This window comes from Carboxylicivirga longa (genome assembly GCF_050589825.1).
In the GTDB taxonomy this organism is placed as follows: domain Bacteria; phylum Bacteroidota; class Bacteroidia; order Bacteroidales; family Marinilabiliaceae; genus Carboxylicivirga; species Carboxylicivirga longa.
This window is the reverse complement of the sequence record NZ_JBNGOZ010000030.1, coordinates 1-25,800: the sequence shown is the minus strand read 5'-3', so window position 1 is coordinate 25,800 and position 25,800 is coordinate 1. Positions and strand designations below refer to the sequence as shown.

Below are 25,800 nucleotides of genomic sequence, written 5' to 3'. Positions count from 1 at the left end.
CGGCTATTAATTACTATTTTTGTCCGCTGCCTACAGGCATCAATACAAACTCTATCAGCATGCATAAAACAATCATACTTTGCACTCTTTTATGTCTTTTGGCAGCTTGTAAGGTCAAGGAAACGACCGGGAACAATGAAGGTACGATCACTTATAAAATCATCTATCCCGAGATTGTTAAAGGCAAAGCTTACGCATCGTTTTTACCCACAAAAATGATTAGCGCCTTTAAAAACCACAATTATAAAGTAACTATCAAAGGTGATTTGAGTCTGTATGATCTGGAATATATTTGCAAAGCCAACGGGGATAGTTCCGCAACCTTATTCAGAGTTTTCGACAAACGCCTTTTTCGTCTTCATAAAGCTGACGAACCGTTATTCTTATTTGGTAAACTTGATGAAACAGACGTTGAATTTACCGATAGTGAGCCGAAGGTAATATCGGGTTACATGTGTAAGAAAGCCATTATTCACCTCGCATCGCCTGAAACAACAAAACTAACAGTTTATTACACAGAAGACATTGACTTCCATCGCCCCCCCGAAAACACACCCTTCGACAAAATTCCGGGTGCAATGCTTGAATTCCAGGTACCTTTTAAGGGTTGGAACCTAACCTTTTCTGCTCAAAATGTGGAACATCAAAGACTGGAAAAGAAAATATTTGATGTGCCGGATAATTACAAGGCAAGTGAGAAGGGCGAAATTGCAGAATTAGTGAGCGCACTTATTCAATAAAACCATATCATACAATAGCTTATAGCGCGCACTATCGACTGATTACAGCGAGGTGTGTAGCATTGCATTGGTCGTTGTTTTATTATTATTATTTTTGTCAGTAAGCAATACCTCGGACAATAATTGAAAGCATGGCGAAAAAAAAGACCAAAAGCAAAGCGCAGCAAAGTAGTATTAAACAACGGATCAGCGTAATACGAAATACGTTTCAGAATTTCAAGTTTCGCTTCATATCCGGCATCTTCACCATTGGGATCGCCTTCTACTTCCTGCTGGCCTTTTTTTCATTCCTTTTTACCGGCTTTGCCGATAAGAGTCTTTTTGATATCAATCCATGGGAGCTGTTTACCAGTTCCGATGTGGTGGTTCACAACTGGACGGGACATCGGGGTGCCTTGTTTGCCGACATGTTTATCAACCGCGGCATCGGCCTGGCCGCTTTCTCGCTGGTGCTTATTCTGTTTGTTGTTGGTTTTCGTCTATTAGGAGCACGTATTCTGCCCTTGAAGAAAACCATTGCACACTCTTTTGCAGTATCAGTATGGTTGTCGGTGGCACTAGGCTTTATCTTTAACAGTGCAGTGAATGAGCAATATTTACTATTAGGTGGACAACACGGATATCACATGAGTAAATGGCTATCGGCCGCTATTGGAGGTGTGGGAACAATTATTTTACTTATTGCTACCCTGCTTGCCTACTTATCTTACAGTTTTGAATCCTTTTTTCACTTGATAAGTCGTCCTGTTAATAAAAACGCACAAAAAGAGGCACCCACAACAGCCTCTGAACAGGAAGCAACCGCTCCTGCTGATGAAGAACCACAGGCCCAGGTTGAGACAAAAACAGAGAATATCGATACGGAAGAAGAAAGCACCCCCGAACCCCAGCCTGTCAACCAGGAGCAGGAGGAGGAAAACGAAACGGCAACACCGCGTGAGGCCGAAATGGGGGCAACACTGGAGTTTTCACCAACCGTTGATCCTTCGCACACAGAGGAAGAGGCCGACCTTAACCTGACCATCGAGAAACACGAGGAAGAGGAATTGCTGGATACCTTGGAGAACGAGCCATTGGGAGACTACGACCCTACCATGGATCTGTCATCTTACAAATTACCCACCATCGATTTACTGGACGATCACAGCGCCGATAATTCCGAGGTTTCGATGGATGAGCTGGAAACCAACAAAAACCGCATTGTCAAAACCCTTGAGGACTACAAAATACAGATTAAAAATATTAAAGCTACCGTGGGGCCAACGGTAACCCTCTACGAAATTGTACCGGCACCCGGCGTACGCATCTCAAAAATTAAAAATCTGGAAGATGATATTGCCCTATCGCTAGCTGCACTGGGTATTCGTATTATTGCGCCCATTCCGGGACGGGGCACCATTGGTATTGAAGTACCCAATTCCGATCCGGAAGTGGTGGCCATGCGCTCCATCATCAACGCCAAGAAATTTCAGAATTCAAAATATGAGCTGCCCATAGCTTTAGGAAAAACCATCTCCAACGAAACCTTTGTTCTGGATCTGGCCAAGGCACCTCACATGCTGGTGGCCGGTGCTACCGGACAGGGTAAGTCGGTGGGACTTAATGCCATTATCTCCTCCCTTCTGTATAAGAAACACCCTTCGCAGCTAAAATTTGTGATGGTGGATCCCAAGAAGGTGGAATTGAACATCTATTCAAAAATAGAACGTCACTTCCTGGCTAAGATGCCCGACGAAGAAGATCCCATCATTACGGATGTACAGAAGGTGGTAAACACCCTTAACTCGCTGGCCATTGAGATGGATAACCGCTACGAGCTGCTGAAAGGAGCACACGCCCGTAATATTAAGGAATACAACCATAAATTTGTGAAGCGACGCCTGAACCCGGAAAAGGGGCACCGTTTTTTGCCGTACATCGTGGTTATTATTGATGAGTTCGCCGACCTGATTATGACCGCCGGCAAGGAGGTGGAACTGCCGATCGCCCGAATTGCACAGCTGGCACGTGCCGTAGGCATCCACATGATTGTGGCTACCCAGCGCCCATCTACCAATATCATTACCGGGGTCATCAAAGCCAACTTCCCAACCCGCGTAGCCTTTAAGGTAGCCTCTATGATTGACTCACGCACTATTCTGGATTCACCGGGAGCCAATCAGCTGATCGGACGGGGTGATATGCTCATATCGCAGGGCAGCGACCTGGTGCGCGTACAGTGTGCCTTTGTGGACACGCCCGAAGTGGAGCGCATCAACGATTTTATCGGTGCCCAAAGAGGTTATACTTCTGCCTTCCTTCTGCCCGAGTATGTGGGTGAAAACAGCTCCGAAGCTGCCGCCGGCGAAGTAGATCTGAGCAAACGCGACCCTATGTTTGAAGAAGCTGCCCGCGTGGTGGTAGCTAACCAAAGTGGTTCCACCTCACTCATTCAGCGCCGTTTTTCCATTGGTTACAACCGTGCCGGACGCATCATTGATCAGCTGGAAGCCGCCGGTATTGTGGGGCCCTTCGAGGGTAGTAAAGCCCGTCAGGTGCTCATGCCCGATGAGCTGGAGCTGGAAAAACTCCTGAGCCAGTTTAATTAGATTCTATTTTTGGAACAATAATTGAAAGCTGACATAGATCAACATTAAAATTAGTAGAAAGCAAAATATGAAGTACATTGTAACAATTATTCTGGCTACACTTAGCCTGTGGGGAACGGCTCAATCACCAGAGAAAGCCAAAGAAATTCTTGATAAAGTTTCCCTTAAAACTAAAGGCTATCAGTCTATCGTGGCAGACTTTTCTTTTTCGCTGGAAAACCTACAGGAAGAAATACACGAAGTTTATGAAGGCAACATCATCATTAAGGGCAATAAATACAAGGTGAATCTAATGGATGTAGACACCTACTTTGATGGGGAAGTGTTGTACACCCACATGTTAGATGCCGGTGAAGTAAATATTACAATTCCTGATTTGGAAGATGAAGAAACGCTGAACCCGGCAACCATTTTTACCATCTACGAAAAAGGCTACACCTTTAACTACGTGGCCGAAGGAACAGCTGATGGCAAGGCCTGCCACGAGATTGACCTATACCCCGAGAATCGTGATAAACCTTTTTCACGCATCAAGTTATTGATTCTTAAGGACAGCTTGCAGCTATACTCCATCCGCCAGGTGGGCAAAGACGGTAACAACTATACCGTTATTGTGAAGAATATGTCAACCGATAAGACCTTTAACGACAGTACATTCGCATTTAATTCAGCAGCTCACCCTGATGTTGATGTAATTGACATGCGCTAAACCGCTGATAAAATACTGCTAAGAAGTCCGGCTTTGTCGGACTTTTTTTGTGCTTAAAACTGAACTTTTGCGTTCATTTTATTTCCTGTTTGGCTGAACATTTAACCGTGCTAAAGGTTATAAATTTCGAATAGAGAAATAAAGATGTTTAAGTACAAATCAACCATAGACAAAGATTCCGAAGAGTTTATAGCTAACCAAGCCTTAAACAAGATATTAGCGGAGAACTACCACGCTCACCTACGCAACACGATGCTGGGCGGAGGCGAAAAAGCCCTTAAAAAGCACAAAGCAAAAGGAAAGTTAACGGTTCGACAGCGCATTGACTACCTGTTGGATCAAGACAGTTACTTTCTGGAACTATCTCCCCTGGCAGCCTTTGGCCAATACGACAATAATTTTCCTGCTGCAGGTATTGTAACGGGTATTGGGCGAGTGCACAATCGGCAGGTAATGATCATTGCCAATGATGCCACGGTAAAGGGTGGCACCTACATTGCCGAGACCATTAAGAAACACCTGCGCGCCCAGGAAATAGCGATGCAAAACCATCTGCCCTGCATTTATCTGGTGGACAGTGGTGGTGTTTTTTTACCCAATCAGGCCGAGGTATTTCCCGATAAAGATGATTTTGGACGTATCTTTTTTAATCAGGCGCGCATGTCGGCAGCGGGCATTGCCCAAATAGCTCTGGTGATGGGCTCTTGTACGGCCGGTGGCGCTTACGTGCCGGCTATGAGTGACGAAACCATCATTGTGAAAGAACAAGGCACGATCTTTTTGGCCGGCCCACCGCTGGTTAAAGCCGCAACAGGTGAAGAGGTGAGTGCTGAAGAATTAGGGGGAGGTGCGGTTCACACGCAGATATCCGGTGTGGCCGATCACCTTGCCGATAATGATGAGCATGCCCTGCACATCTGTCGCAACATTGTGGAGACGCTACCTCAAGAGGCAACTGACGAAGACCATAAACACGAGGCGCCCCATTATGATATCCATGAGCTAACAGGCCTGATCCCTGCGCCCGGCAAACCCTTTCTCGATGTCCGCGAGATTATTGCCCGCCTGGTGGACAACAGTGCCTTTCATGAGTTTAAAGCCGAATACGGAAATACCCTGGTAACGGTATTTGCTAAAATTGAAGGACAGCAAGTGGGCATTTTGGCCAACAATGGCATCCTGTTTTCTGAATCCGCGCTTAAGGGCACACATTTCATACAGCTGTGCAACGAGCGACGAATACCGATGCTTTTTCTGCAAAACATTACCGGCTTTATGGTGGGCAAAGACTATGAGCACAAGGGCATTGCCAAGGATGGAGCCAAGATGGTGAATGCACTGGCCAACTCCACCGTACCCTATTTCACCATCCTGATGGGTGGCTCTTATGGAGCCGGTAATTATGCCATGGCCGGCAGGGCCTACGATCCCCGCTTTCTGTTTATGTGGCCCAATGCCCGCATCTCAGTGATGGGTGCAAAACAAGCGGCACAGGTACTTACCAGTATCAAACGTGATCAGGCTAAGGTACGCAATGAGGAAATAGACGAGGATCGATTAAACAAAATAGAAAGCTCCATATTGGAAAAATACGAGGAAGAAGGCTCGCCCTACTACAGCACCAGCCGATTGTGGGACGATGGGATCATTACACCAACAGCTACAAGGCAAGTCGCCGGTCAGGTACTGCGCATTCTATCCAACAACAAAAATGAAAAAACAAAGTATGGCATCTTCAGAATGTAATCAACAGTTGGTCGTTGTCAATCAATCGAAGGGCGTAGCACGCATTCTTCTGAATGATCCGGCAAAGAAAAATGCATTGTCCAAAGAGATGATCAACGAACTGCTGTGCGTGCTTGATCGCGTGGCAGTCAATGACAAACTTCGCCTCATGGTGCTGCGCGGTGCCGATGGAATGTTCTGTGCAGGTGCTGATTTGCATTGGATGAAAGCAGGTGTGACACAGAGCGATGAAGATAACCGTAAGGATGCTCACCTCTTTTATCAGCTCTTTGAAAAACTAAATGCCTATCCCAAACCCGTGATCGTATGGGTAGAAAAATATGCCATGGGTGGCGCCCTGGGATTGCTGGCCTGCGCCGACTATGTGATTGCCGAGAAAACAGTCAAAATGGCCTTCTCAGAAGTACGCTTAGGATTAGTTCCTGCTACCATAGCACCGTTTGTAATTAACAAAATAGGCCTGTCGCAGGCGCGTGCCCTCTTGCTCACCGGCGAAGTATTCTCTGCCAAAAAAGCAAAGCGGATTGGCCTCATCCACGAGGTGCTTGAAGCCAAGGAAATACCCCAACGCATCAATCGCCTTTGCGAGCAACTTAGCGCCAACAGTCCATCGGCAATGAAGAACACCAAAGAGTTGTTGAATACGCTAAGCAAGCATGGCAAAGAGAATGAGGACAAACTCCTGTGCATCGATAAAATAGCACAGGCAAGAACAAGCGATGAAGGACAGGAAGGCGTAAGGGCCTTCTTTGAGAAACGGAACCCTCAATGGCATCCCCAAAAGCAATAAAGATGAACAAAGTACTGATACCCAACAGAGGAGAAATCGCTGTTCGTATTATTCGGGCGGCACACAAGCTGGGACTTAACACGGTAGTAACCATCTCTAAGCTTGAGAAAGACACCCTTCCGGCTCAACTGAGCGATGAAGTACACTACTTCGATGAAGGGCCCTTTGAGGATAATTACCTCAACATCGATTTGATAATTGAACTGGCTAAAGACTATGGTGCCGACTGCATCCATCCGGGTTACGGTTTCCTATCGGAAAACCACCGATTAGCCGAGGCATGTAACAGTGCCGGTATTACCTTCGTGGGACCTTCGGCGAACAACCTTAAGATGATGGGTGACAAACAAATGGCGCGTCAGATCTCACGGCAGGCCGGCGTATCGCTGACCGCCTCGTGGGAAGGGAGCTTACAGTCCATCATTGCCGAAGCAGACACACTGCCCTACCCCGTGTTGGTGAAGGCTGCCATGGGTGGTGGCGGCAAAGGCATGCAGATATGCAATAACAAAAGCGAACTGCTTAAACAGTTGCCTATACTTAGCAAGCAAGCACAACGTTACTTTGGCGATGAGCGCCTTTACGTGGAACAATATCTGCCCGGTGCACGTCATATTGAGGTACAGGTGCTGAGTGACCGGCACGGCAATCACCTCCATCTGTTTGAACGTGAGTGTTCGGTTCAGCGTCGTTTCCAGAAAATTATTGAAGAAGCGCCAGCTCCAGGTCTTGCCGCCAAGGTGAAAGAAAGACTATTCAGCGATGCCCTGCGCTTGTGTAAGGCCATTGAATACAGCAATGCGGGTACCGTTGAGTTTCTGGTGGATGACAAGGGACAACACTATTTTCTGGAGATGAACACACGTATTCAGGTGGAACACTGTGTTACGGAAGCCATTACCGGCATCGATCTGGTGGAATGGCAGTTTAGAATTGCCCGCGGCGAGACTTTAGAACTAAAGCAGGAGGCTTTGCGCATGCGGGGACATGCCATCGAGCTGCGACGCTGTGCCGAAGATCCTGACAATAATTTCCAGCCGGCACCCGGACAAATAAGGCATCTAATACTTCCAAAGACCAAGGATGTTCGTGTGGAGATAGGATTCACGCAGCCCATTGCCATTCAGCCCCAATTTGATCCCATGATTGCCAAGGTAATTGTAAGGGGCAATACCCGTGAAGAAGCCATACAGAAGGCCGTGGTTGCCAATCAGGAGCTTGTACTTAGCGGCATCCATACCAATGGAGCCTTTCTTCATGCTGTGCTGCAACATGCTGTTTTCCAACAGGGACGAGCAGACACAAGCTTTTGCAGTGAAAATATAGATGCTTTACTTAACACCAACAAAGATCAGCTGATACCGGCCTTAGCCTACGTGGCACATCGCTACAGGCGCATCAAAAATCGTTTCTGGCGCCACCTGCCGGAACTTTCCTTTTCCATTGGCAAGCAAAATTTCAAAGCAAGCTTTGAAGGTGATAACGAAGGCCTTACAGTAACGCTTAATGACCGTAGCTACCGCCTTGCCCAACTCAGCACAGATGAATTTCTACTGCGCTTTCAGCTGGATGATAAACCCTATCACCTGTATTGCTTCGCGCAGGATAACAGGGTAGAGATCATCCACTATGCAACGGTTCACAGCATTGTGGCTCACGACTGCCTACCACCCCATAAGCCGTCTGATACGCAAAAGTCAGAAGGGCATAATCGTTTCCTGGCACCCATACCGTCCAATGTAATGAAGGTGAATGTGAAAGATGGACAAAGCGTGAAAAAAGGAGATCTACTGATGGTGCTGGAAGCCATGAAAACGGAAAACCACATAAAAGCCTGGAAGGATGGAATTATTGAAAAAATACATATTCATGCCGGTGATCAGGTTAAACTTAACCAGGCTTTGCTTGTTTACAAAACGGATTAATTAATCAGAAAAACAAAGCGAATTATTTTATCGGGCGCTCAATCCAGATTAAGCGTCATAAGAAATCATACATGTCAATATTAAGTACCGAACAACACGAAGCCTACCGCCAGGAGGTAAGGGCCTTTGCCGAGCAGGAAATAAAAGAAATAGCTGCTGAGCTAGATGCCAACGAAACATTCTCTGTTGAGCTGACAAAAAAAATGGGACAAGCCGGCCTTTTTGGCGTTGACCTACCCACAGAATACGGAGGACAGGGACGCGACACCCTATCCTACATTATTGCTGTTGAGGAGCTGGCACGTATCGACAGCTCGCAGGCCGCCACCATGTGCGCCCACAACAGTCTGGGCATTGCCCCGATCTTTAATTATGGCACCGAAGAACAACGCCTAAAATACCTACCTCTGCTAACATCGGGTGAGGGACTTTGGGCCTTCGGACTAACGGAAGTAAATGCCGGCTCGGATGCACAGGGCGTGGAAACACAGGCTAAAGAGCAGGATGGCCACTGGCTAATTAACGGCAGTAAACGCTACATCACCAATGGCAGCAATGAGCTGATGAAAGGCATAACCGTGCTGGCCGTTACCAGTGAGGAGAATGGCAAGAAGCGCTTCTCTACCCTTTTGGTAGATAGAGACAGTGAAGGCCTTACTACCCAACGCCTGCTGGGAAAAATGATGTGGCGCGCCTCTGATACAGCAGAACTCCGCTTTGATAATATAAAAATAGGCAAAGAACAGCTGCTGGGAAAACGCGATAAGGGACTGGGTCAGATGCTTAAAACCCTCGACGGCGGACGATTGTCCATTGCAGCCATGGGCTTAGGGCTGGCACAGGGAGCCTTTGAAATGGCCATGGACTACGCGCAACGACGTCAACAATTTGGCCAGGCCATTGCGAGCTATCAGGTAAATGCCTTTAAACTGTCTGATATGGCGCTTAAGCTGGAACTGGCACGTAACACCCTATACAATGCCTGTGCCTTGAAAGATGCCGGACGACCCTTTAGCAAGGAAGCTGCCATGGCCAAGCTCTATTGCAGTGATATTGCCAAGGAAATTAGCGATGAGGCCGTGCAACTGTTCTCGGGTCAGGGACTTTTGAAATCATCGGCTATTGAGCGCTTTTACCGCGACCAGCGCATCCTGCAAATTGGCGAGGGAACCTCAGAAATACTGCGCATTGTAATCGCAAAGCATTTGGGATTGGAATAAGTTCAGCTTATTTTTACCATTCTTAAACAAAGTAAGCACTCATGGAAGACAGGAAACGTGATCATATCGATTTAGCCTTCAGCTCAAGACTGGAAGGCCGGCATGCGGATAAGCGCTTTGAATACGAGCCACTGTTTGGCACCCACAGCCCGGCACCCCTCAGCTATTCCTTTGCCGGACGCACGATGCGTTTACCTCTGTGGGTCTCCAGCATGACGGGCGGCACTCAACGAGCCGGCACCATCAATAAGAACCTGGCGCAGGCCTGTGCCGAATTTGGGCTGGGCATGGGGCTGGGCTCCTGCCGAATTCTACTGGATGACCACACCCACTTTCAGGATTTCAACGTACGTCCTATCATGGGCGACGCGGCACCCCTCTTTGCCAATATCGGTATCTGTCAGCTGGAAACCATGCTAAAAGAAAAACGTGCTGACGAACTGGGGGAACTAGTGGATCGACTATCGGCTGATGGACTGATCATACACATCAACCCCTTACAGGAAGCCTTTCAGCCCGAGGGCGACCGCCAGGAAAGACCGGCCAATGAATTATTGCAGGACTTCATAGAGCAGACCCGGCTAAAACTGATTGTGAAAGAAGTGGGTCAGGGATTTGGTAAGGAAAGTCTGCGACACTTGATGCAGTTGCCCCTGGAGGCCATTGAGTTTGCCGCCATGGGGGGCACCAACTTCTCGCTGGTGGAGCTGAATCGATCCAATGCGGTGGCCGCCGAGGTGTTCAATCCCTTTATTCATGTAGGACACACTGCCGAGGATATGACCCGCATGGTGAACACTCTCAGCGAAGAACTGCCACAAGAGCGGGTGAAGGTGAAGCACTTAATCATATCAGGAGGCATATCCAGTGTGCTGGATGGCTATTACCTGACGCAACTATCCAAATTACCGGCTTTCTATGGCATGGGATCCGCCTTTCTGCGGCATGCCATGGGGGATTACGAAAAATTAAGAGTTTTCGTTCAAAAAATAGAAGAAGGCTGGCACCTGGCCAATAATTTCCTGCGAATAAAACAACCCTGATTATGAAAGAATTAATACGCGGATTTTCCAAACTTAGTCGCGAAGATAAAGTGAAACGGCTGATTGAACAGCAGAAACTGGCTCCTCAATTGGCAAAGGTATTTGAGGAGTATCTGCATCCGCATCAGCAACATTTATTTAACGATATTTCAGAAAACATCATCTCTAACTATTATTTACCCTTTGGTGTGGCACCCAATTTTCTCATCAACGACGAGCTTTACATGGTACCCATGGTAATTGAGGAAAGCAGTGTGGTGGCGGCCGCCTCTAAAGCAGCCGGTTTCTGGGCACAACACGGAGGCTTTAAAGCAGAGGTGATTGACAGTCTGAAAAATGGTCAGATCCATTTTACCTGGCCCGGCAACATAGCCTTGCTCAACGAGTTGCGAAATGAGATCATGAAGCTGATACACACTGTTTGCAGGGATGTAACGAAAAATATGCGCCAGCGCGGCGGTGGCATCGTAGATATCAGCTTTGCAAGCATCGCCAACATGAAGGATACGCATCAGGCCTTGATAAAATTCAATACTGCTGACTCCATGGGGGCTAATTTCATCAATACCTGCCTGGAAACCATCGCCCCTCACCTTATCGCCTATATCAATAAACATGACACACTTAGCCGGGAAGGTACCGCAACGCACATCATGTCAATACTAAGCAACTACACACCGGAATGCCTGGTGAGCTGTAGGGTAAGTTGCGCCATCGAGGCCTTGCAGCCTTATGCCGCTCAGTACTCAGCGCACGAATTTGCACAGCGCTTTAAGACAGCCGTTGATATCGCCACGAATGATCCATATCGAGCGGTTACGCATAACAAGGGCATCTTCAATGGCATTGATGCCGTAGTACTGGCCACAGGCAATGATTTCAGAGCCGTAGAAGCCGGTGCACAAGCCTATGCCGCACGGAAGGGACAATATGCCTCACTTACCGCCATTAAGCTTAGCGATACCCACTTTGAATATACGCTTACCCTACCCCTGGCACTGGGCACTGTAGGCGGCCTCACCAATATGCACCCGCTGGCAAAGAGCGCCCTAAAAATCCTGCAAAACCCTTCGGCTGAACAGCTGATGAAAATAGCAGCAGCTGCCGGCATGGCCAATAATTTTGGGGCGCTTGCTTCGCTGGTAACATCGGGCATACAAAAAGGCCACATGAAACTACACCTGAGTAACTTACTAAATACATTAGCGGCTACACATGATGAAAAAAGGGCGGCTGCCAAACATTTTAAAGACAAGGTGGTTAGTTACGCAATGGTAGAACAATTTCTGAGAGCACAAAGAGGATAAATGCAACAAAGTAAAAGTGAACATTACACGGCACATGGCAAACTGCTGATCACAGGCGAATACCTTGTGCTGCGCGGTGCAAAGGCACTGGCATTTCCGCTCAAGTGCGGGCAAGAGCTTACAGTAAAACCTGCAGCAGATAATTTTTTAAGCTGGGAGGCGATTAGTCCGCAGGGACAATGGCTACAAGCTTCTTTTGACGAAACACTAAAGGTGTTGCAATGCAATGATGAAAAGCTGGCTCAACAGCTGGCTTCCATACTTAAGAAGTGCATTGACTACCGACCCGATATTCGCAAACTACTACAAAACAAAGCCGTTACTACATCCCTTGACTTTAAGCGTGAATGGGGCTGGGGCAGCAGCTCCACACTCATCTCTCTTTTGGCACAGTGGCTGGGCATTAATCCCTACCTACTGCTGCACGATACTTTTGGCGGATCGGGCTACGACATTGCTTGTGCCACGGCTTCATCACCCATCATCTATCAGCTGAAAGACGGAGTACCATCCCACAAATCGGTTGGTTTCGACCCTACATTCGCCCGGCACATCTATTTTGTGTATTCCGGACGCAAGCAAAGCAGTCAGCAGGCCATTGCCAGGCTAAATCACCAAAGCATCAGTACTGCTGCCATCAACCAGGTAAATGCGATCACTGAAGCCCTGCTAAAAACCCATAGCCTGCACGATTTTGGTTATCTAATGGCCGAACACGAAGCCATTATCAGTAAGGTTGTTCAATTAGAACCCATAAAAGATGAACATTTTAAAGATTTCAGGGGTTATATTAAAACATTGGGTGCCTGGGGTGGTGATTTTGTGATGGCGGTATCAGATGAAGGCGATACCTACGTTCGTAACTATTTCAATGCCCGGCAACGAGATACTATCTTTAAATTCAATGACCTTAAAATATAGTAATATGGCCCTTATGGAGCGACAAAAAGTAGTGTTGGCTAAAGCTGACGCACCTTCCAATATCGCCATTGTTAAATACTGGGGAAAGCAGGCCATCCAGGAACCTGTTAACCCAAGCATCAGCTTTACCCTTAGCCGTGCACGCACTGAAACAAAAGTGAGCTACACAGCAGTTCGAAAGGAACTTAAGATTGATTTTCTTTTTGAGGGCAAACGCAAGAAGGCTTTTATCCCCAAGCTCGAAAAACTTATACAGGCACTTTTGCCCCGGATGCCCTTTCTTCAAAGCGGTGAGTTATTCATCGAAAGCAGTAACACTTTTCCGCACTCCAGTGGCATCGCCTCATCTGCCAGCGCCATGGCAGCCCTGGTGAAAGGCCTTTACAGCATCCATCAACAACTGAGTCAAGATGATGATAGCAAAATGGATGCACAGAAAATATCGGCCATGGCACGCCTGGGATCGGGCAGTGCCTGTCGGTCAACGCTACCCGGATGGGTATTATGGGGCGAAACAGCCGAATATGCCAGCTCATCAAATCTCTATGGCTGTAGCATTAATGAATTGGTGCATCCGCTTTTTTTACAATTACAAGACAGCATATTACTGATACGAAGCGGTGCCAAGTCGGTGAGCAGCAGTGCCGGTCATGCCTTAATGAAAGACCATCCATACCGCCAGGGACGCATACAGCAAGCCAACAAGCATACCGCTGAATTACTCAGGGCACTTAAAATGGGTGATTTTACCGCCTTTGCTGGTATCTGCGAAGCAGAAGCACTGAGTCTGCACGGCCTAATGATGAGCTCCTCACCACCTTACACATTGATGGCGCCCGAATCACTTGCTGCCATTGAAACCATTCGATCATTCCGATTGCAGCATAATATCCCCCTTACCTTTACGCTCGATGCAGGGCCCAATATACACCTTATCTATCCCAACGAAGTAAAGCAAGAGGTACTTCCCTTTATTGAAGACTGCCTAAAACCGCTGTGCGAAAACAAAACGGTTATTTACGACGAATTATCCATCCAATAACACGCCCAAATTATGCTCAAAAAAGACGCAAAAGAAATTTATTATTCCAAGGTAATGTTATTTGGTGAGTATAGTATTATACTAGGATCCATGGGACTTACCATTCCCTACTCGCATTTCAACGGACAGCTGATGTTTATCAATAACGACAGCTATACGGACCTTAAGTTTGCCCGACAATCCAACCGGCAACTCATTGATCTGTATGAATACATTCAATCGCTGAAAAAGAAGCAACAGCTGCTCTGCAAGTTGGATACCGATCGCCTGGCTCATGACCTGCACGAGGGCTTATTCTTCGAATCGTCGATACCTGAAGGCTACGGACTGGGAAGTAGTGGTGCTCTGGTAGCCGCCTTGTATAACGAGTACGCCGAAGAGGCCATTGAAGCACGCACCTCAATCAGTGATAAGGAATTAATTACCCTGAAAAAAATATTTGCTCAAATTGAGTCCTTTTATCATGGAACGAGCTCCGGCATTGATCCGCTGATTTGTTATCTGAAACACCCCATCGTGCTGGAAAATTCACGGCATATATCCTCGGTGGGCATACCCCGCCGTGAAGTATTGCAGGAAGATGCCATCTTTTTACTTGACGCCGAAACAACCGGAAAGACCGAGCCCCTGGTAAAACGTTTCATGGATAAGATTAAAAATCCTGAATTCCGACAGAAGATTGATAATGACCTAATTCCACTAACCAATACCTGCATCGGAACAATATTGAGGGGCGATATGGATACGATGTATCAACATTTAAAGCCCCTCTCGGAATTTCAACAGGAACATTTTACTGAGATGATACCCGAAACCATTCAGCACCATTGGCAGGACGGTCTTTCCTCTGAATTATACACCCTGAAACTCTGTGGATCTGGCGGTGGCGGATTCTTCCTGGGCTTTACGCGTAACTATTCGGCAACCAAAGACTATTTTGCGGCCAAAGGCAAAGACATTATTCCTGTTTATCAGGAACGGTAAACCAACCTATTTAACGCCCAGTGATTCGTTTCAAATAAGCATACAGAAGTCCCGCTTTACTGCTGGCTTGGTATCTAAAAAGCATGTACTCACGACAGGGGAAGAACTCATAAAACAAAAGATGAGCCTTATTAGTCAATCCGGGCGTTCGGATATGGTGATGGAGATTAATCCATCGATGGACTTTTTCGTGTCCATCATTATTCAGTAATGGAAATATTTTCTCACAGTTTAAATCAATATCAATTCCATTATATAGATCATGCTCAGGCAGCAGCAATGCAGCCATATTAACCACACTAAGCATGGCATTTTTCATTTTGGGTCGTACAGAAAGTATACTGTCAATATAAGTCTTATAATCCTTCTGCGCATTAATCAATACAGCGATGTCGAGCAACCATCCCAAGCGCAAGCCACCCATTTCAATGCCTTTAATGGCATGAGCAATGAGATGATATCCCATCCAGACATCATTCAACATTTGCATCTGCGTGTTTTGTTTCAGAACAACTACGCGATGCTTAAAAAAATCTACCCGCGAAGTATGAAAGTTACTCCCCAAGGCAAATAAGCGCTGATGCACCTCCACCATAATCCCATCAATACTTACTGCTCGAACGTGGGCATCAGCCTGCTCGTGATAGGATGAACGTGGTACAAACAATTGTTTGGCTCCGGATTTCAACAAAATATCAAGTGCCTTTAGTCCCATGCCGTCCGGCACAAGCACATCAATATCACCCATCGGCCGCAAGCCATCATCACCGTATAGACTACTGGCAAGCGCCATACCCTTTAAAACAAGCAAAGGAATACCAGCCTGTCTCAGCAATTGATTCACCTTATTGAAAACAACTAAATAACGCTGATAACTAATTGTATTAAGAAAATAGATAGATTTCCATTGACTAACGACGGCAGGATCAAGTCCCCTTAGCAGATCATCCTTATAACGCGAGTAGCACCAGGCAGAAAGGCCATTGTCGTTACACAAAGCCACAACCTCATCGCTCACCGGATTCATTATTTGCAGCGGAGTATTGCGAATACTACTAAGATAAATCGCCTGTTTAAGATCCTTTAATTCATAGTTTTTAATCATAAAGATGACCCCTTCTTCTATTTGCAAATAAAAAACTTATCTGGTCATTTGCATAAGTAATACGACAAAACTAATGCTTTGAATGATGATAGCCAATTCATCGCTAAAGCCTTTTTACACAACTGAGCAATTAATAAGATCTTGCAAAACGAAGTGCATTTTGTATTTTCGGGCTGCAATTCATAATCCCCTGCTGCCATGAAATACATTTTCTTTCTCCTTAGCATTCTAATCGCACCTAATAATTACGCTGCTTCACTGCAAAGCTACCTCTTGCCTGCTCCCGCATCACTCACGCTTGCACAAGGAAGATTGAACACCGGCTCCTCTACCGTTTATATTGCAGAGAGCGACACTCCTTTTAGCAAACCGCTCATCACCATATTACATAGCCTTGAGCAATCGGGTTTTGCACCTCGGCTGATGCCCTATGCGCTGGCTTATGAAACGCCATTGTTGCATGCATCCATCGATACACGCCATGCACCACAGGCTTATCACTTACAGATTAGTGAAGAGGGCATTCAACTTCGCGGCGGGAGTCTTCAGGGACTGTATTACGGCTTACTAAGCCTGCAACAGATTGCGCATTTTGCTATTGATGAAGGCTACTGGCCTTGTGTAAGCATACACGATGAACCCGATTTCGAGCGCAGAGGACTGATGTTAGATATTAGCCGCGATAAGGTACCTACCATGCAAAGCCTCTTCGAACTTGTGGATCAACTGGCACAGTGGAAAATCAATGAGCTACAGCTTTATACCGAACACACCTTTGCCTATGAGAACCACCACACCGTGTGGCAAGATGCAAGCCCCATGACGGCTTTACAAATTCAGCAGCTGGATGCCTATTGTCGGGATCATTACATTGACTTGGTGCCCAATCAAAATTCATTCGGACACATGAAACGTTGGCTCAAACATAAGGAGTATGAACATCTGGCCGAGCTGCCCAAACCGGGAAAGACAATATGGGGCTGGATGTCGCGCACAAGCCTAAGCCCTGTTGAGCCCGGTTCGCTGGAACTGATGAAGGAATTATATGCCGAGCTTTTGCCCAACTTCAGCAGCCCTTACTTTAATATTGGCTGCGATGAGACGGTGGAACTAGGAGTGGGCAAATCCAAAGCCCTATGTAATAAAATCGGCAAAGGACGTGTTTACCTGGATTTTTTGCTGCAACTAAAGGAAGAAGTGGGTAAACACGGACGTAAAACACAGTTCTGGGGCGATATCATCCTGAATCATCCGGAGTTAATCCCTGAACTCCCCAAAGACATGACGGCGCTGATATGGGGCTACGAAGCCGACTATCCTTTTGACCGACACTGCGCACAATTTAAAGCCGCCGGTCTCCCCTACTATGTGTGTCCCGGCACCTCAACCTGGAACGCCATCATTGGACGCAATGCCAATGGCTTTGCCAACCTGAAAAACGCGGCGGTGAATGGTAAAAAAAAGGGTGCCTGGGGCTATTTAAACACCAACTGGGGCGATAACGGACACTGGCAACCGCTATCGGTTTGTTATCCGGGTATTTTATACGGAGCCGCCCTAGGCTGGAATGTGGAGGCCAATTCTAACATCGATATTGCAGCGCAGGTATCGCAGCAGATACTGAAAGATAAGAGCCACCAAAGCGGAGAAGCCCTCGTTGCCCTGGGAAATGCCTACCTTAAGATGCAGGCTACCACGGCCAACAGCAATATTTTTCATCAGCTTTTGCGGCGCAACCACCGCTCGATACACAGTGACCGCTGGCTGAAAAAAGTGAGTAAGAAAAATACGCTGGCTACGCTATCCTTTATCCAGCAACAGCTAAACATCCTTGAGCAAGCGCCAATGAGCTGTGCGGATGCCAAAATTGTGCGAATGGAAACCCGTCAGGCTGCCCAACTGGCCATGCACGCATGCCACCTGGCACTGGCGAAGCTGGCCACCCCCGATGGCCTTTTTAAGAGCATCCCAGCTGATGAGAAGAAAAAACTGCGCAGTGAACTAAAAACCTTAATTACTGAACATCGCAGAATATGGCTTTTACGCAACCGCCCAGGAGGGCTCAAGGACTCGGCAGCGAAAATGGAGCGCGTGCTTGCCTCCTATCAATAATTAATAACAGTTAAAGCGAAAAATTTAACGCAGCTTAACACAAATAAGCCTTATTTTTGCCCCACTTTTGGCGACCGGGTACATCAATGACCGTCATTTCAAAGCTTCTCACCTTGAAGCCCAAAACCAATGTTTTGCAAGCCTTGAATGATGCAGATGCACACCGGGGCAAGGTATCGCCCATATTTTATAATTTATTTAACTTATGATTATGAAGCGATATTGGCGCATGTTTCGGCCGCATTATGCCGACACACAACGACTGGCACTACCCGTAATTATTGCCCAGGTAGGGCAAATAACCGTAGGACTTGTTGATAACATGATGATTGGACATTTGGGCACCACCGAGCTAGCCGCTGCTGCCTTTGCCAACACCTTGTTTTCCCTGCCCCTGATTTTTGGAATGGGCTTTGCCATGGCCACTACCCCACTGGTTGGTAAGGCTTATGGTAAAGGTGAAACAGAAAAGCTGCACAACCTGAAAAGAAGTGCCTACCTGACCAACACCCTATTTGGCCTGTTTCTGGCCCTGGTTTGTTTTTTCTTGTACCGCCTGATGCCGAGCATGAATCAACCGGCCAACATTGTAATACCATCACAAAAAATATTTAGCATTATTGGCGCCTCGGTGCTTCCCCTGATGATATTCCTCAGTGGCAAACAGCTGGCCGAAGGTCTCTCTAATACACGCCTGGCCATGGTGGTTACCCTAGTAGCCAACCTCATCAATATCTTTGGCAATTATGTACTGATACACGGTAAGCTGGGAGCGCCCGAGCTGGGTCTGTACGGGGCAGCGTGGTCCACCCTGGCGGCACGCATCTTCATGGCCGTTACCATGTCGGTTTTTATCCACCGTCTGGCCCTATTAAAGAAAGTAAATAAGCATGAAGACATAAAGGAACTATTTGGACAAGTGCATGCCCTGGTAAAGCTGGGCATACCCATGGGCTTACATATTTTTTCGGAAGCATCGGCCTTTATTGTGGCGGGTATTATGATCGGATGGATCAGCGATACAGCACTGGCCGCCCATCAGATTGTCATCAGCCTCTCGTCCTTTGGCTTCATGCTCTATCAAGGCATTGGCGTGGGCACCACCATCCGCATCAGTCAATTTTCAGCTCGTCAGGTGCCTAGCCTTATTAAACGCGCATCAAGGGCATCCTTTCAGATTGTCATTATGATGGTGCTCATCATATCCAGCGCATTTATCGTTTTGCGTAACTGGTTACCACAGCTCTTTACCAGCGATGCAGAAGTGATCGCTCTGGCCTCTAAAATGATCATTGTATTGGTTATCTTTCAGGTATTTGATGCCGTACAAATTATCTACTCCAGCATTTTGCGAGGAATGGCCGATGCCACTGTACCGGGTATCTTTACGGTTATTTCTTATTTTGGTATTGCCATCCCCTTTAGCTACTGGGCTGCCTTTATTGGTGGGTTTGGCGAAATAGGTATATGGCTGGGCTTCCCTCTCGGATTAAGCATCTGTGGTCTCCTCTTTCACTTTCGTTATCAAAAACTACTTAAAAAGACCATTCTACTATCAAGTTAAAAGCTGATTTTATTAAAAAGTGTCAAAATCAAACCAACCCCTAAATTTTGGGCATTTTCTGCCTTTGTGGCAGAAAATAGAACAGGCATACCCCCTCAAAATTACAACCATCAAGCATATTTTTGCACTTTTCACAGCATCAACCCCAACGAAAGACACACCTAAAACCCACAATCAGGTAAATTACAAATCACACCCCCTCAATTTTATCGAGGTTTTACAATTTATTAACAGTCTAAACCTTGACAACTTGAAAAATATCCCCATCTTTGCAGTGGATTTTTTCATAAAACTTGGATTTAGTTAGCTGATTTAAGGGTAAGGACAGATAAACGTATCTGTCCTCTCTTTTTTTACAGCCCCTCCTTTTCAATCCAACTCCCACTTTTTTTACCATGTGTCCTATTTGATGTATTTTCACATCACAATTAAACCATATGGAAAACACCATAAGAAGCATTCAATATTTTTACCCGGTATCAGAGCCTTCACTCATTGAATTCACATCGTATTTTGAAGCGATGGACTTCCCTGCAAAGCATTTATTGATTGAAGGGGGCAAAATGAATAACTATGTTTATTTTATTGAGAAAGGACTCTGCCGTTCGTTCTGCATGCTTGACGAAGAAGAAGTGACATCGTGGTTTAGCCGCGAAGGCGATATTACATTTGCCTTGCTGGCACTCTACCGGAACCAACCCGGATTTGAATATGTTGAAACCTTGGAGCCAACCACTGCCTATGCTATAAAAATTAATGATCTGAACCACTTATACACGACCAATATTGAAATTGCCAACTGGTCGAGGGTGGTACATCAGGAGTGTGTGCTCAGCCTGCAAACCCGCCGCATCGAACGCCTGCAAAAATCGGCCAAAGAACGCTACGAAATACTTTTAAATGAGCAGCCCGACCTGTTTGCCCGTGTTAAACTAAGTTATTTAGCCTCTTTTCTGGGGATGACCCCTCAGCATTTTAGCAAAATGCGAGCAGAAAGCAGTAATGATGATATTCACCCCATTTTTTAATCTATATTAATTTTTCACTGCCGACAATTGCATACGTTTGTCTTATTATTTACAAATAGACAAAAATGGAACAAGACTTCTTAATGCAAAAGCGAATTGGCTATATGGATTTAATACGGGTTGTGGCTTGTTACATGGTTACAATGATTCATGTGCGTTTTGCTTTTGATCTCAACACCGATGTGGCAACACAGTTTTATGTTACTTTCTTACGCCCGTGCGTTCCGTTCTTTATAATGATTTCGGGAGCTCTGCTATTACCCATTAAGTACGATACGCGCACATTTTTCAAGAAACGCTTTTCACGGGTACTTATTCCCTTCCTCATCTGGTCGGTGGCTTATGTCTTTTTGCCGGCACCTTCAACGATTAACTTTGGCGGAATAGAAAATGTACTTACTACAAGTGATTTGCATCCGATTCTTAAAAGTATTTTGATGATACCGATGAACTTTACCTGGGTGAATGTTCACTTCTGGTTTATGTACACCATTATTGGGCTGTACCTGTTTATGCCTGTCATCTCACCCTGGATTGAAAAAGTATCGAAGCGTGGTATTGAGGCCTTTTTACTCGTTTGGCTCATCACCACTGTGTTGTTTTATGCACAAATATCGTTTCCGCAGATTCATGGTGTTTGTGACTGGAATGAGTTTGGAATGCTTTACAATTTTGGAGGTTACTTAGGCTACCTGATTCTGGGCTATTATTTAAAGCGCTATAACTCTCTTTCTTACTTCAAATCCATAGGCCTGGGGATGATACTCTTTATGACAGGAGGCTTTTTCACCTTTAAAGGCCTGGTATTTTCATTACACAACGCCGATCAAATGACATGGATTGCCGCTGAAGGGCAAAAAGTAGAATTTTTCATCAACAATCTCTCTATTAATGTAGTGATGATGACGGCTGGTTTATTTATGATATTGCAAAAGATAAACCTAAAGGGCATATCAGGCTCTATTATAAAAGAACTCTCAAAATACAGCTACGGAATTTTTCTGGTTCACTATATCATTAATATATGGCTATTACATTATATCGGCAGAGGCGAAGGTATTGGCATAAATACCTGGGTGGGACAACCATCGCTGGCGCTGGTGGTTTTTGTTAGTTCGTATATCGTTGTTAAACTGATTTCCTTTATTCCAAAATCGAAATACCTTATTGGCTAAGGAAAAAGGACATGACTTCCGACTGCTTTTCTTGTGGAGAATGGTATTGCTTCATTTTTGTTTTATCTGTACAGCCTGCACCTATCTCAACACTGTGGCGTTAGCGCCAGCGTTTTCATAGGCCTTACCCTGGTACTCATACAAATTATACTTAGCTATTGGTGGCTAAGCAAATACAAACAAGATCCATTGGAGTACCTATGGCATAAAGCAAGCTATTTTAAAGTAATTGAAATCGTCGACAACAACTACCTGATACAACAAAGACCAACACACTGCTGCATTGGCCTTTGCTTTTATTAGGTTTAATTCCTTATTCGTATTCGCCTATTAAAATACCCGAAATACTCCAGGCGCTAAAGCTATTACCGGCAGGTGCTCCCAACGGAATGGCTACTTTAAGACGATGTTTTCCAGGTTTCAGGTCTTTCAGTTCTACATATTCCGGATTTGTTGCCGTGCCGGGACACCAGCCACTGCGACTAAGGTCCGAGGAGGAAATACCATTCCAGAAATTACCCGATACAGGGTTATACTTGCGATAGGCAGCACAATCGGTGCGCCAGGGCGTGAAAGTATACACACGTTCTCCATCAATGAATATTTCATTTTGCTTGGGGTTAAACTCATCGCCACCGCCCCAGCCGCCATGACCCGTGGTAATATAGCGCAGCTTAAGCTCAGTAACACCTTCAGGAACGGTAAAGTCAACCGTCAGACTGTCGTTCTTAAACATGGTACCATAGCGCTGTCCACCCATTTCCATTACATTACAAGTATTAAAAAGTGGCTGTCGGTATTGCTGCACACCGCTCTCTTCCTTCCAGTCGAAACTGCCGGGATAAGCCTTAATGTCCAGCGTGATCTTATGACCACCTCCATCGTAATTACCAATAAAGGCACCAATCAGCACTTCTCCCTCAAGATAGGTTTTTAAGTCTGACACATCCTGCTTGTAAATCGAGTGATCTTCCCAGGCAATATCCTTGATCTTCACCCGATCGTTAAAATGATTAATACCGAAAGTAGTGAAGAAACGCACCAATTCTACCAAGGGCTCATACTCATCGGTAAGTACTACCCCCTGATAAGCCAAACTATCGACATCGTAATAAATAGGCAGAGTATTAATTCCGTTTTTTAGCCCGTCCCAAAAATCCGTGGTACGACCCGTAGGAATTACAAAAACTGACCCCGTGCGATCGTATGCATCTCCATTACTGTACTGCTTTATCTCAGCAAAAACAGAGTAGTGATCGGGAGTTTTGGGCAGTTTCACATTTTTAACAATTAAAGTACCGCCGGCGAAATGATAAACTGAATCAAGCTGCGGCTCGTCAACAACCATTTTCTCCTTTCCCCAGCATATTTGCTCATCATCGAACACGCGGGTGCTGATAATCATTTTTGAGCGCTTGATATCCCCCAACGCGTTTGCGCTTACTTCCTGCCCAAGATTATCGGTCATAAGAGATTTTTTAAGCTTTTTGCGTTGTTTTTTAATGTCTGTGGCCAGCTGCTCGTAATTACCATTGCGCACTACACTAAGCACCAGCCCCGGCACATGCCCCACGCGAGGCTGGGGACTGCCCTGAATACCCGCCTCAGTGGTGTACCACAGCTCTATCGTATTTGAATTAATAACGGTTTTGGCCAGCTTACAGGTATAACCCAAAATCTCACGTGTTTTGTCCGCCACAAGCTCTGGAACGGGAAGGTCAGTAAAGGACTTGGCAGCATGGTATTTATCACCATCATCGAAGACTGCTACCTGATACATGTTCAGCGCGGAATAGTCGAGGTAAGTGGTTTCGTGAGCATACCCGGGAATAAGTTCTTCCACCTCCGGCGCATCGCGCCACAGGGCAGCCACCTCATTGGCATATTGCAGATGCAGCAAGGGCATATCCTCGCGCTCGTTTCCGTTATATAAAGTCTTATAGGTAACCGTACCCTGCTTCGTGTATGTCTGCGCATACACGGTGCTGCTTAGTAGCAAAGCAGCCAATAGGAAGTAAATGGTCTTCATCAATATTGCGTTTTTATCGTTTCACGCAAAAATAACACGACCACTGCAAAATAAGTAGAACTAATGTTCAAGAAAGTTAAAAAACGGTTCTCTATGAAAAAATACTGATAAAGAACCGTTCCATAGATTCTTGAATAAAAGGAAAACTTCAAAACTTACGACCAGGTTGTACCTGCCTGATATTTTTTTACTGAGAACGTCTGTCAAAGTATAAAAATGCTTATTCCCGGGCGTTCATTATTCTTTTCCAGGCTCCACTTCGGCCAACTGCCGGCGAATGGCCTTCATCACCCCATTGTTATCATTGCTGTCGGTAGCAAAACGAGCCGTTTCCTTAATTAAAGGATGAGCATTGGCCATGGCATAGCTATGATGCACGGTTTGCAACATCTCCAAGTCATTGAGGTAATCGCCAAAAGCCATGGTTTCTTCGGGGCGTATTCCCATCTCATCTTGCAAAAGACGAATGGCCTTCCCCTTATTCACACCTTTGGGCATCACATCCAGCCATATAGGACTTGAGGCACTGATCTGATAATCATCTCCATGCTTCTCCATGGCCAGGGGATAAACGGTCTCCTCCAGATTATGAAAATCATTGACAGCAATCTTCAGGATGTCATCATCCACACTCAGCAAGTCATCCACCACAGTATGTTTCACGTAATACTTACTCATCTCATCGATAAAAGCCTTACTCTCTGTATTCTCCACATAAGCTCCACCTTTGCCGCACAGCACAATATTAACACCGGGCAGCGAACGAAAAGTCTGAATAATATCCCTTGCATCCGAGGCCTTTAGCGCCTTGGTAAGTTTTGACTGCTGCTGCCAATTGATAAAACCGCCATTTTCAGCAATAAATGAGATGTTATGATTAAGATGCTTAAATTCATTTACCAAAGTGTAATACTGACGGCCACTGGCCACCACAAACTGAATACCGGCTGCCTGCATCATACGGTACACCTCAGCAAAGTCATGGGGCAACTGCTTGTCGGAGTTAAGCAGCGTACCATCCATATCGGAAACTATCATCTTAATCATGCTCATTAAATTTTAAACAGCAAAGATAAGCGGATTAACTGCGATGAAGCCCTTTAAAGTGTTAATATTACCAAATTAAGAGTACTGCATATACTGCTTTTTAATCATCGCAGCAATAATAATCGAACAAATATCTTGTCACGCCCCCTTTCATCATAGTAACTTTGCCCATTACACCCAACAAGTAAGAACATAGTTTACTGTCATGGAATCACACCAATCGATGGACGAACAGTTTATTGAAAAGGTAGAGCAAGCCATAGCCCAGAACCTCGACAATGAAACATTTACCGTTGAGCAGCTGGCTCGGAATGTGGGTCTCAGCCGCTCGATGTTACACCGTAAGCTGGTGCGACTTACAGGCACCAATGCCAGTGAAATGATATCGCACAAGCGCCTGGCCCGAGCGCGGGAGTTACTCCAAAATAACGAAGCCACAGTAGCGGAAACCGCCTATCGGGTAGGCTTTAAAAATCCCAGCTACTTCAACAAAGCCTTCAAACGACGCTACAACATATCACCGGGTGAACTTCGACGACGGGCACAAAACAGAGAAAACAGTATTGTTACAACGTCTGCTCCGAACTTTGTGAAAAAACACCGAAAAAGAATGAGATACGCATACGGCAGTTCTTTGACTCTTGCACTACTTATATACTCTATTTAAAAACAAGTTTTTAAGCCACTTTTTCCGTGGAGCCGTTAATATTTTTACCTCTTGGATC

At 45.9% G+C, this 25,800-nt stretch carries 21 protein-coding genes; 18 read left to right on the top strand and 3 right to left on the bottom strand.

Annotated features, from left to right (window positions below; genetic code table 11):
* The first annotated feature begins 59 nt into the window (after nucleotides 1-59).
* The 12 genes from ACRD7A_RS17825 to ACRD7A_RS17770 all read left to right on the top strand — a co-directional run bounded on the left by ACRD7A_RS17825 (nucleotide 60) and on the right by ACRD7A_RS17770 (nucleotide 15,015).
* Nucleotides 60-740: a hypothetical protein gene (locus tag ACRD7A_RS17825; RefSeq protein WP_430812700.1), complete on the top strand. Its 681-nt coding sequence runs from the start codon at nucleotides 60-62 to the stop codon at nucleotides 738-740.
* A gap of 131 nt (nucleotides 741-871) precedes the next feature.
* Nucleotides 872-3,328 carry an FtsK/SpoIIIE family DNA translocase gene (locus ACRD7A_RS17820; RefSeq protein ID WP_430812699.1) on the top strand — a complete coding sequence of 819 codons (2,457 nt, stop codon included), beginning with the start codon at nucleotides 872-874 and terminating at the stop codon, nucleotides 3,326-3,328.
* Between the two features lie 67 nt (nucleotides 3,329-3,395).
* Complete coding sequence (gene lolA1, locus ACRD7A_RS17815; protein WP_430812698.1) at nucleotides 3,396-4,037, top strand: outer membrane lipoprotein periplasmic chaperone LolA1; 642 nt, start codon at nucleotides 3,396-3,398, stop codon at nucleotides 4,035-4,037.
* Nucleotides 4,038-4,181: 144 nt separating this feature from the next.
* Nucleotides 4,182-5,783, top strand: a complete 1,602-nt coding sequence (locus ACRD7A_RS17810) for a carboxyl transferase domain-containing protein (RefSeq protein ID WP_430812697.1) — start codon at nucleotides 4,182-4,184, stop codon at nucleotides 5,781-5,783.
* Nucleotides 5,764-6,573, top strand: coding sequence for an enoyl-CoA hydratase/isomerase family protein (locus ACRD7A_RS17805; RefSeq protein WP_430812696.1), 810 nt, complete (start codon nucleotides 5,764-5,766; stop codon nucleotides 6,571-6,573). The genes ACRD7A_RS17810 and ACRD7A_RS17805 overlap by 20 nt, the downstream gene beginning before the upstream one ends.
* A gap of 2 nt (nucleotides 6,574-6,575) precedes the next feature.
* A complete protein-coding gene (locus ACRD7A_RS17800; protein ID WP_430812695.1) occupies nucleotides 6,576-8,498 on the top strand; it encodes an acetyl/propionyl/methylcrotonyl-CoA carboxylase subunit alpha in 1,923 nt (640 codons plus the stop codon).
* 71 nt (nucleotides 8,499-8,569) lie between these two features.
* Complete coding sequence (locus ACRD7A_RS17795; RefSeq protein ID WP_430812694.1) at nucleotides 8,570-9,718, top strand: acyl-CoA dehydrogenase family protein; 1,149 nt, start codon at nucleotides 8,570-8,572, stop codon at nucleotides 9,716-9,718.
* Between the two features lie 41 nt (nucleotides 9,719-9,759).
* Nucleotides 9,760-10,761, top strand: a complete 1,002-nt coding sequence (locus ACRD7A_RS17790; protein WP_430812693.1) for a beta/alpha barrel domain-containing protein — start codon at nucleotides 9,760-9,762, stop codon at nucleotides 10,759-10,761.
* A gap of 2 nt (nucleotides 10,762-10,763) precedes the next feature.
* Nucleotides 10,764-12,068 (top strand): hydroxymethylglutaryl-CoA reductase, encoded by a 1,305-nt coding sequence (locus ACRD7A_RS17785; RefSeq protein WP_430812692.1) that lies wholly within the window; start codon nucleotides 10,764-10,766, stop codon nucleotides 12,066-12,068.
* A complete protein-coding gene (locus ACRD7A_RS17780; RefSeq protein WP_430812691.1) occupies nucleotides 12,069-12,989 on the top strand; it encodes a GYDIA family GHMP kinase in 921 nt (306 codons plus the stop codon).
* 13 nt (nucleotides 12,990-13,002) lie between these two features.
* Nucleotides 13,003-14,031: a diphosphomevalonate decarboxylase gene (mvaD, locus tag ACRD7A_RS17775; RefSeq protein WP_430812690.1), complete on the top strand. Its 1,029-nt coding sequence runs from the start codon at nucleotides 13,003-13,005 to the stop codon at nucleotides 14,029-14,031.
* A 12-nt stretch (nucleotides 14,032-14,043) separates the two neighbouring features.
* Nucleotides 14,044-15,015 (top strand): mevalonate kinase family protein, encoded by a 972-nt coding sequence (locus ACRD7A_RS17770; protein ID WP_430812689.1) that lies wholly within the window; start codon nucleotides 14,044-14,046, stop codon nucleotides 15,013-15,015.
* Between the two features lie 10 nt (nucleotides 15,016-15,025).
* On the opposite strand, the gene ACRD7A_RS17765 is transcribed toward ACRD7A_RS17770, so the two are convergent.
* Nucleotides 15,026-16,120: a nucleotidyltransferase domain-containing protein gene (locus ACRD7A_RS17765; protein WP_430812688.1), complete on the bottom strand. Its 1,095-nt coding sequence runs from the start codon at nucleotides 16,118-16,120 to the stop codon at nucleotides 15,026-15,028.
* 198 nt (nucleotides 16,121-16,318) lie between these two features.
* Here ACRD7A_RS17765 and ACRD7A_RS17760 point away from each other — a divergent pair, with 198 nt between their 5' ends.
* The 5 genes from ACRD7A_RS17760 (at nucleotide 16,319) to ACRD7A_RS17740 (ending at nucleotide 22,302) form a co-directional block, all read left to right on the top strand.
* Nucleotides 16,319-18,232: a beta-N-acetylhexosaminidase gene (locus tag ACRD7A_RS17760; RefSeq protein WP_430812687.1), complete on the top strand. Its 1,914-nt coding sequence runs from the start codon at nucleotides 16,319-16,321 to the stop codon at nucleotides 18,230-18,232.
* A gap of 211 nt (nucleotides 18,233-18,443) precedes the next feature.
* Entirely contained in the window at nucleotides 18,444-19,796 is a 1,353-nt protein-coding gene (locus ACRD7A_RS17755) for an MATE family efflux transporter (RefSeq protein WP_430812686.1), read from the top strand.
* Nucleotides 19,797-20,233: 437 nt separating this feature from the next.
* Nucleotides 20,234-20,824 carry a Crp/Fnr family transcriptional regulator gene (locus ACRD7A_RS17750; RefSeq protein ID WP_430812685.1) on the top strand — a complete coding sequence of 197 codons (591 nt, stop codon included), beginning with the start codon at nucleotides 20,234-20,236 and terminating at the stop codon, nucleotides 20,822-20,824.
* 65 nt (nucleotides 20,825-20,889) lie between these two features.
* On the top strand, nucleotides 20,890-21,999 hold the full coding sequence (locus ACRD7A_RS17745) for an acyltransferase (protein WP_430812684.1): 1,110 nt from the start codon (nucleotides 20,890-20,892) through the stop codon (nucleotides 21,997-21,999).
* A gap of 33 nt (nucleotides 22,000-22,032) precedes the next feature.
* Nucleotides 22,033-22,302, top strand: a complete 270-nt coding sequence (locus tag ACRD7A_RS17740) for a DUF418 domain-containing protein (protein WP_430812683.1) — start codon at nucleotides 22,033-22,035, stop codon at nucleotides 22,300-22,302.
* Between the two features lie 10 nt (nucleotides 22,303-22,312).
* Here the strand turns inward: ACRD7A_RS17740 and ACRD7A_RS17735 are convergent, their stop codons facing one another.
* Together ACRD7A_RS17735 and ACRD7A_RS17730 are read right to left on the bottom strand one after the other, a co-directional pair.
* Nucleotides 22,313-24,028, bottom strand: a complete 1,716-nt coding sequence (locus ACRD7A_RS17735; RefSeq protein ID WP_430812682.1) for a PNGase F N-terminal domain-containing protein — start codon at nucleotides 24,026-24,028, stop codon at nucleotides 22,313-22,315.
* Nucleotides 24,029-24,265: 237 nt separating this feature from the next.
* Nucleotides 24,266-25,075: an HAD family hydrolase gene (locus tag ACRD7A_RS17730; protein WP_430812681.1), complete on the bottom strand. Its 810-nt coding sequence runs from the start codon at nucleotides 25,073-25,075 to the stop codon at nucleotides 24,266-24,268.
* A gap of 205 nt (nucleotides 25,076-25,280) precedes the next feature.
* Between ACRD7A_RS17730 and ACRD7A_RS17725 the strand changes: the two genes are divergently transcribed.
* Entirely contained in the window at nucleotides 25,281-25,742 is a 462-nt protein-coding gene (locus ACRD7A_RS17725; RefSeq protein ID WP_430812680.1) for a helix-turn-helix domain-containing protein, read from the top strand.
* Nucleotides 25,743-25,800 lie beyond the last annotated feature (58 nt).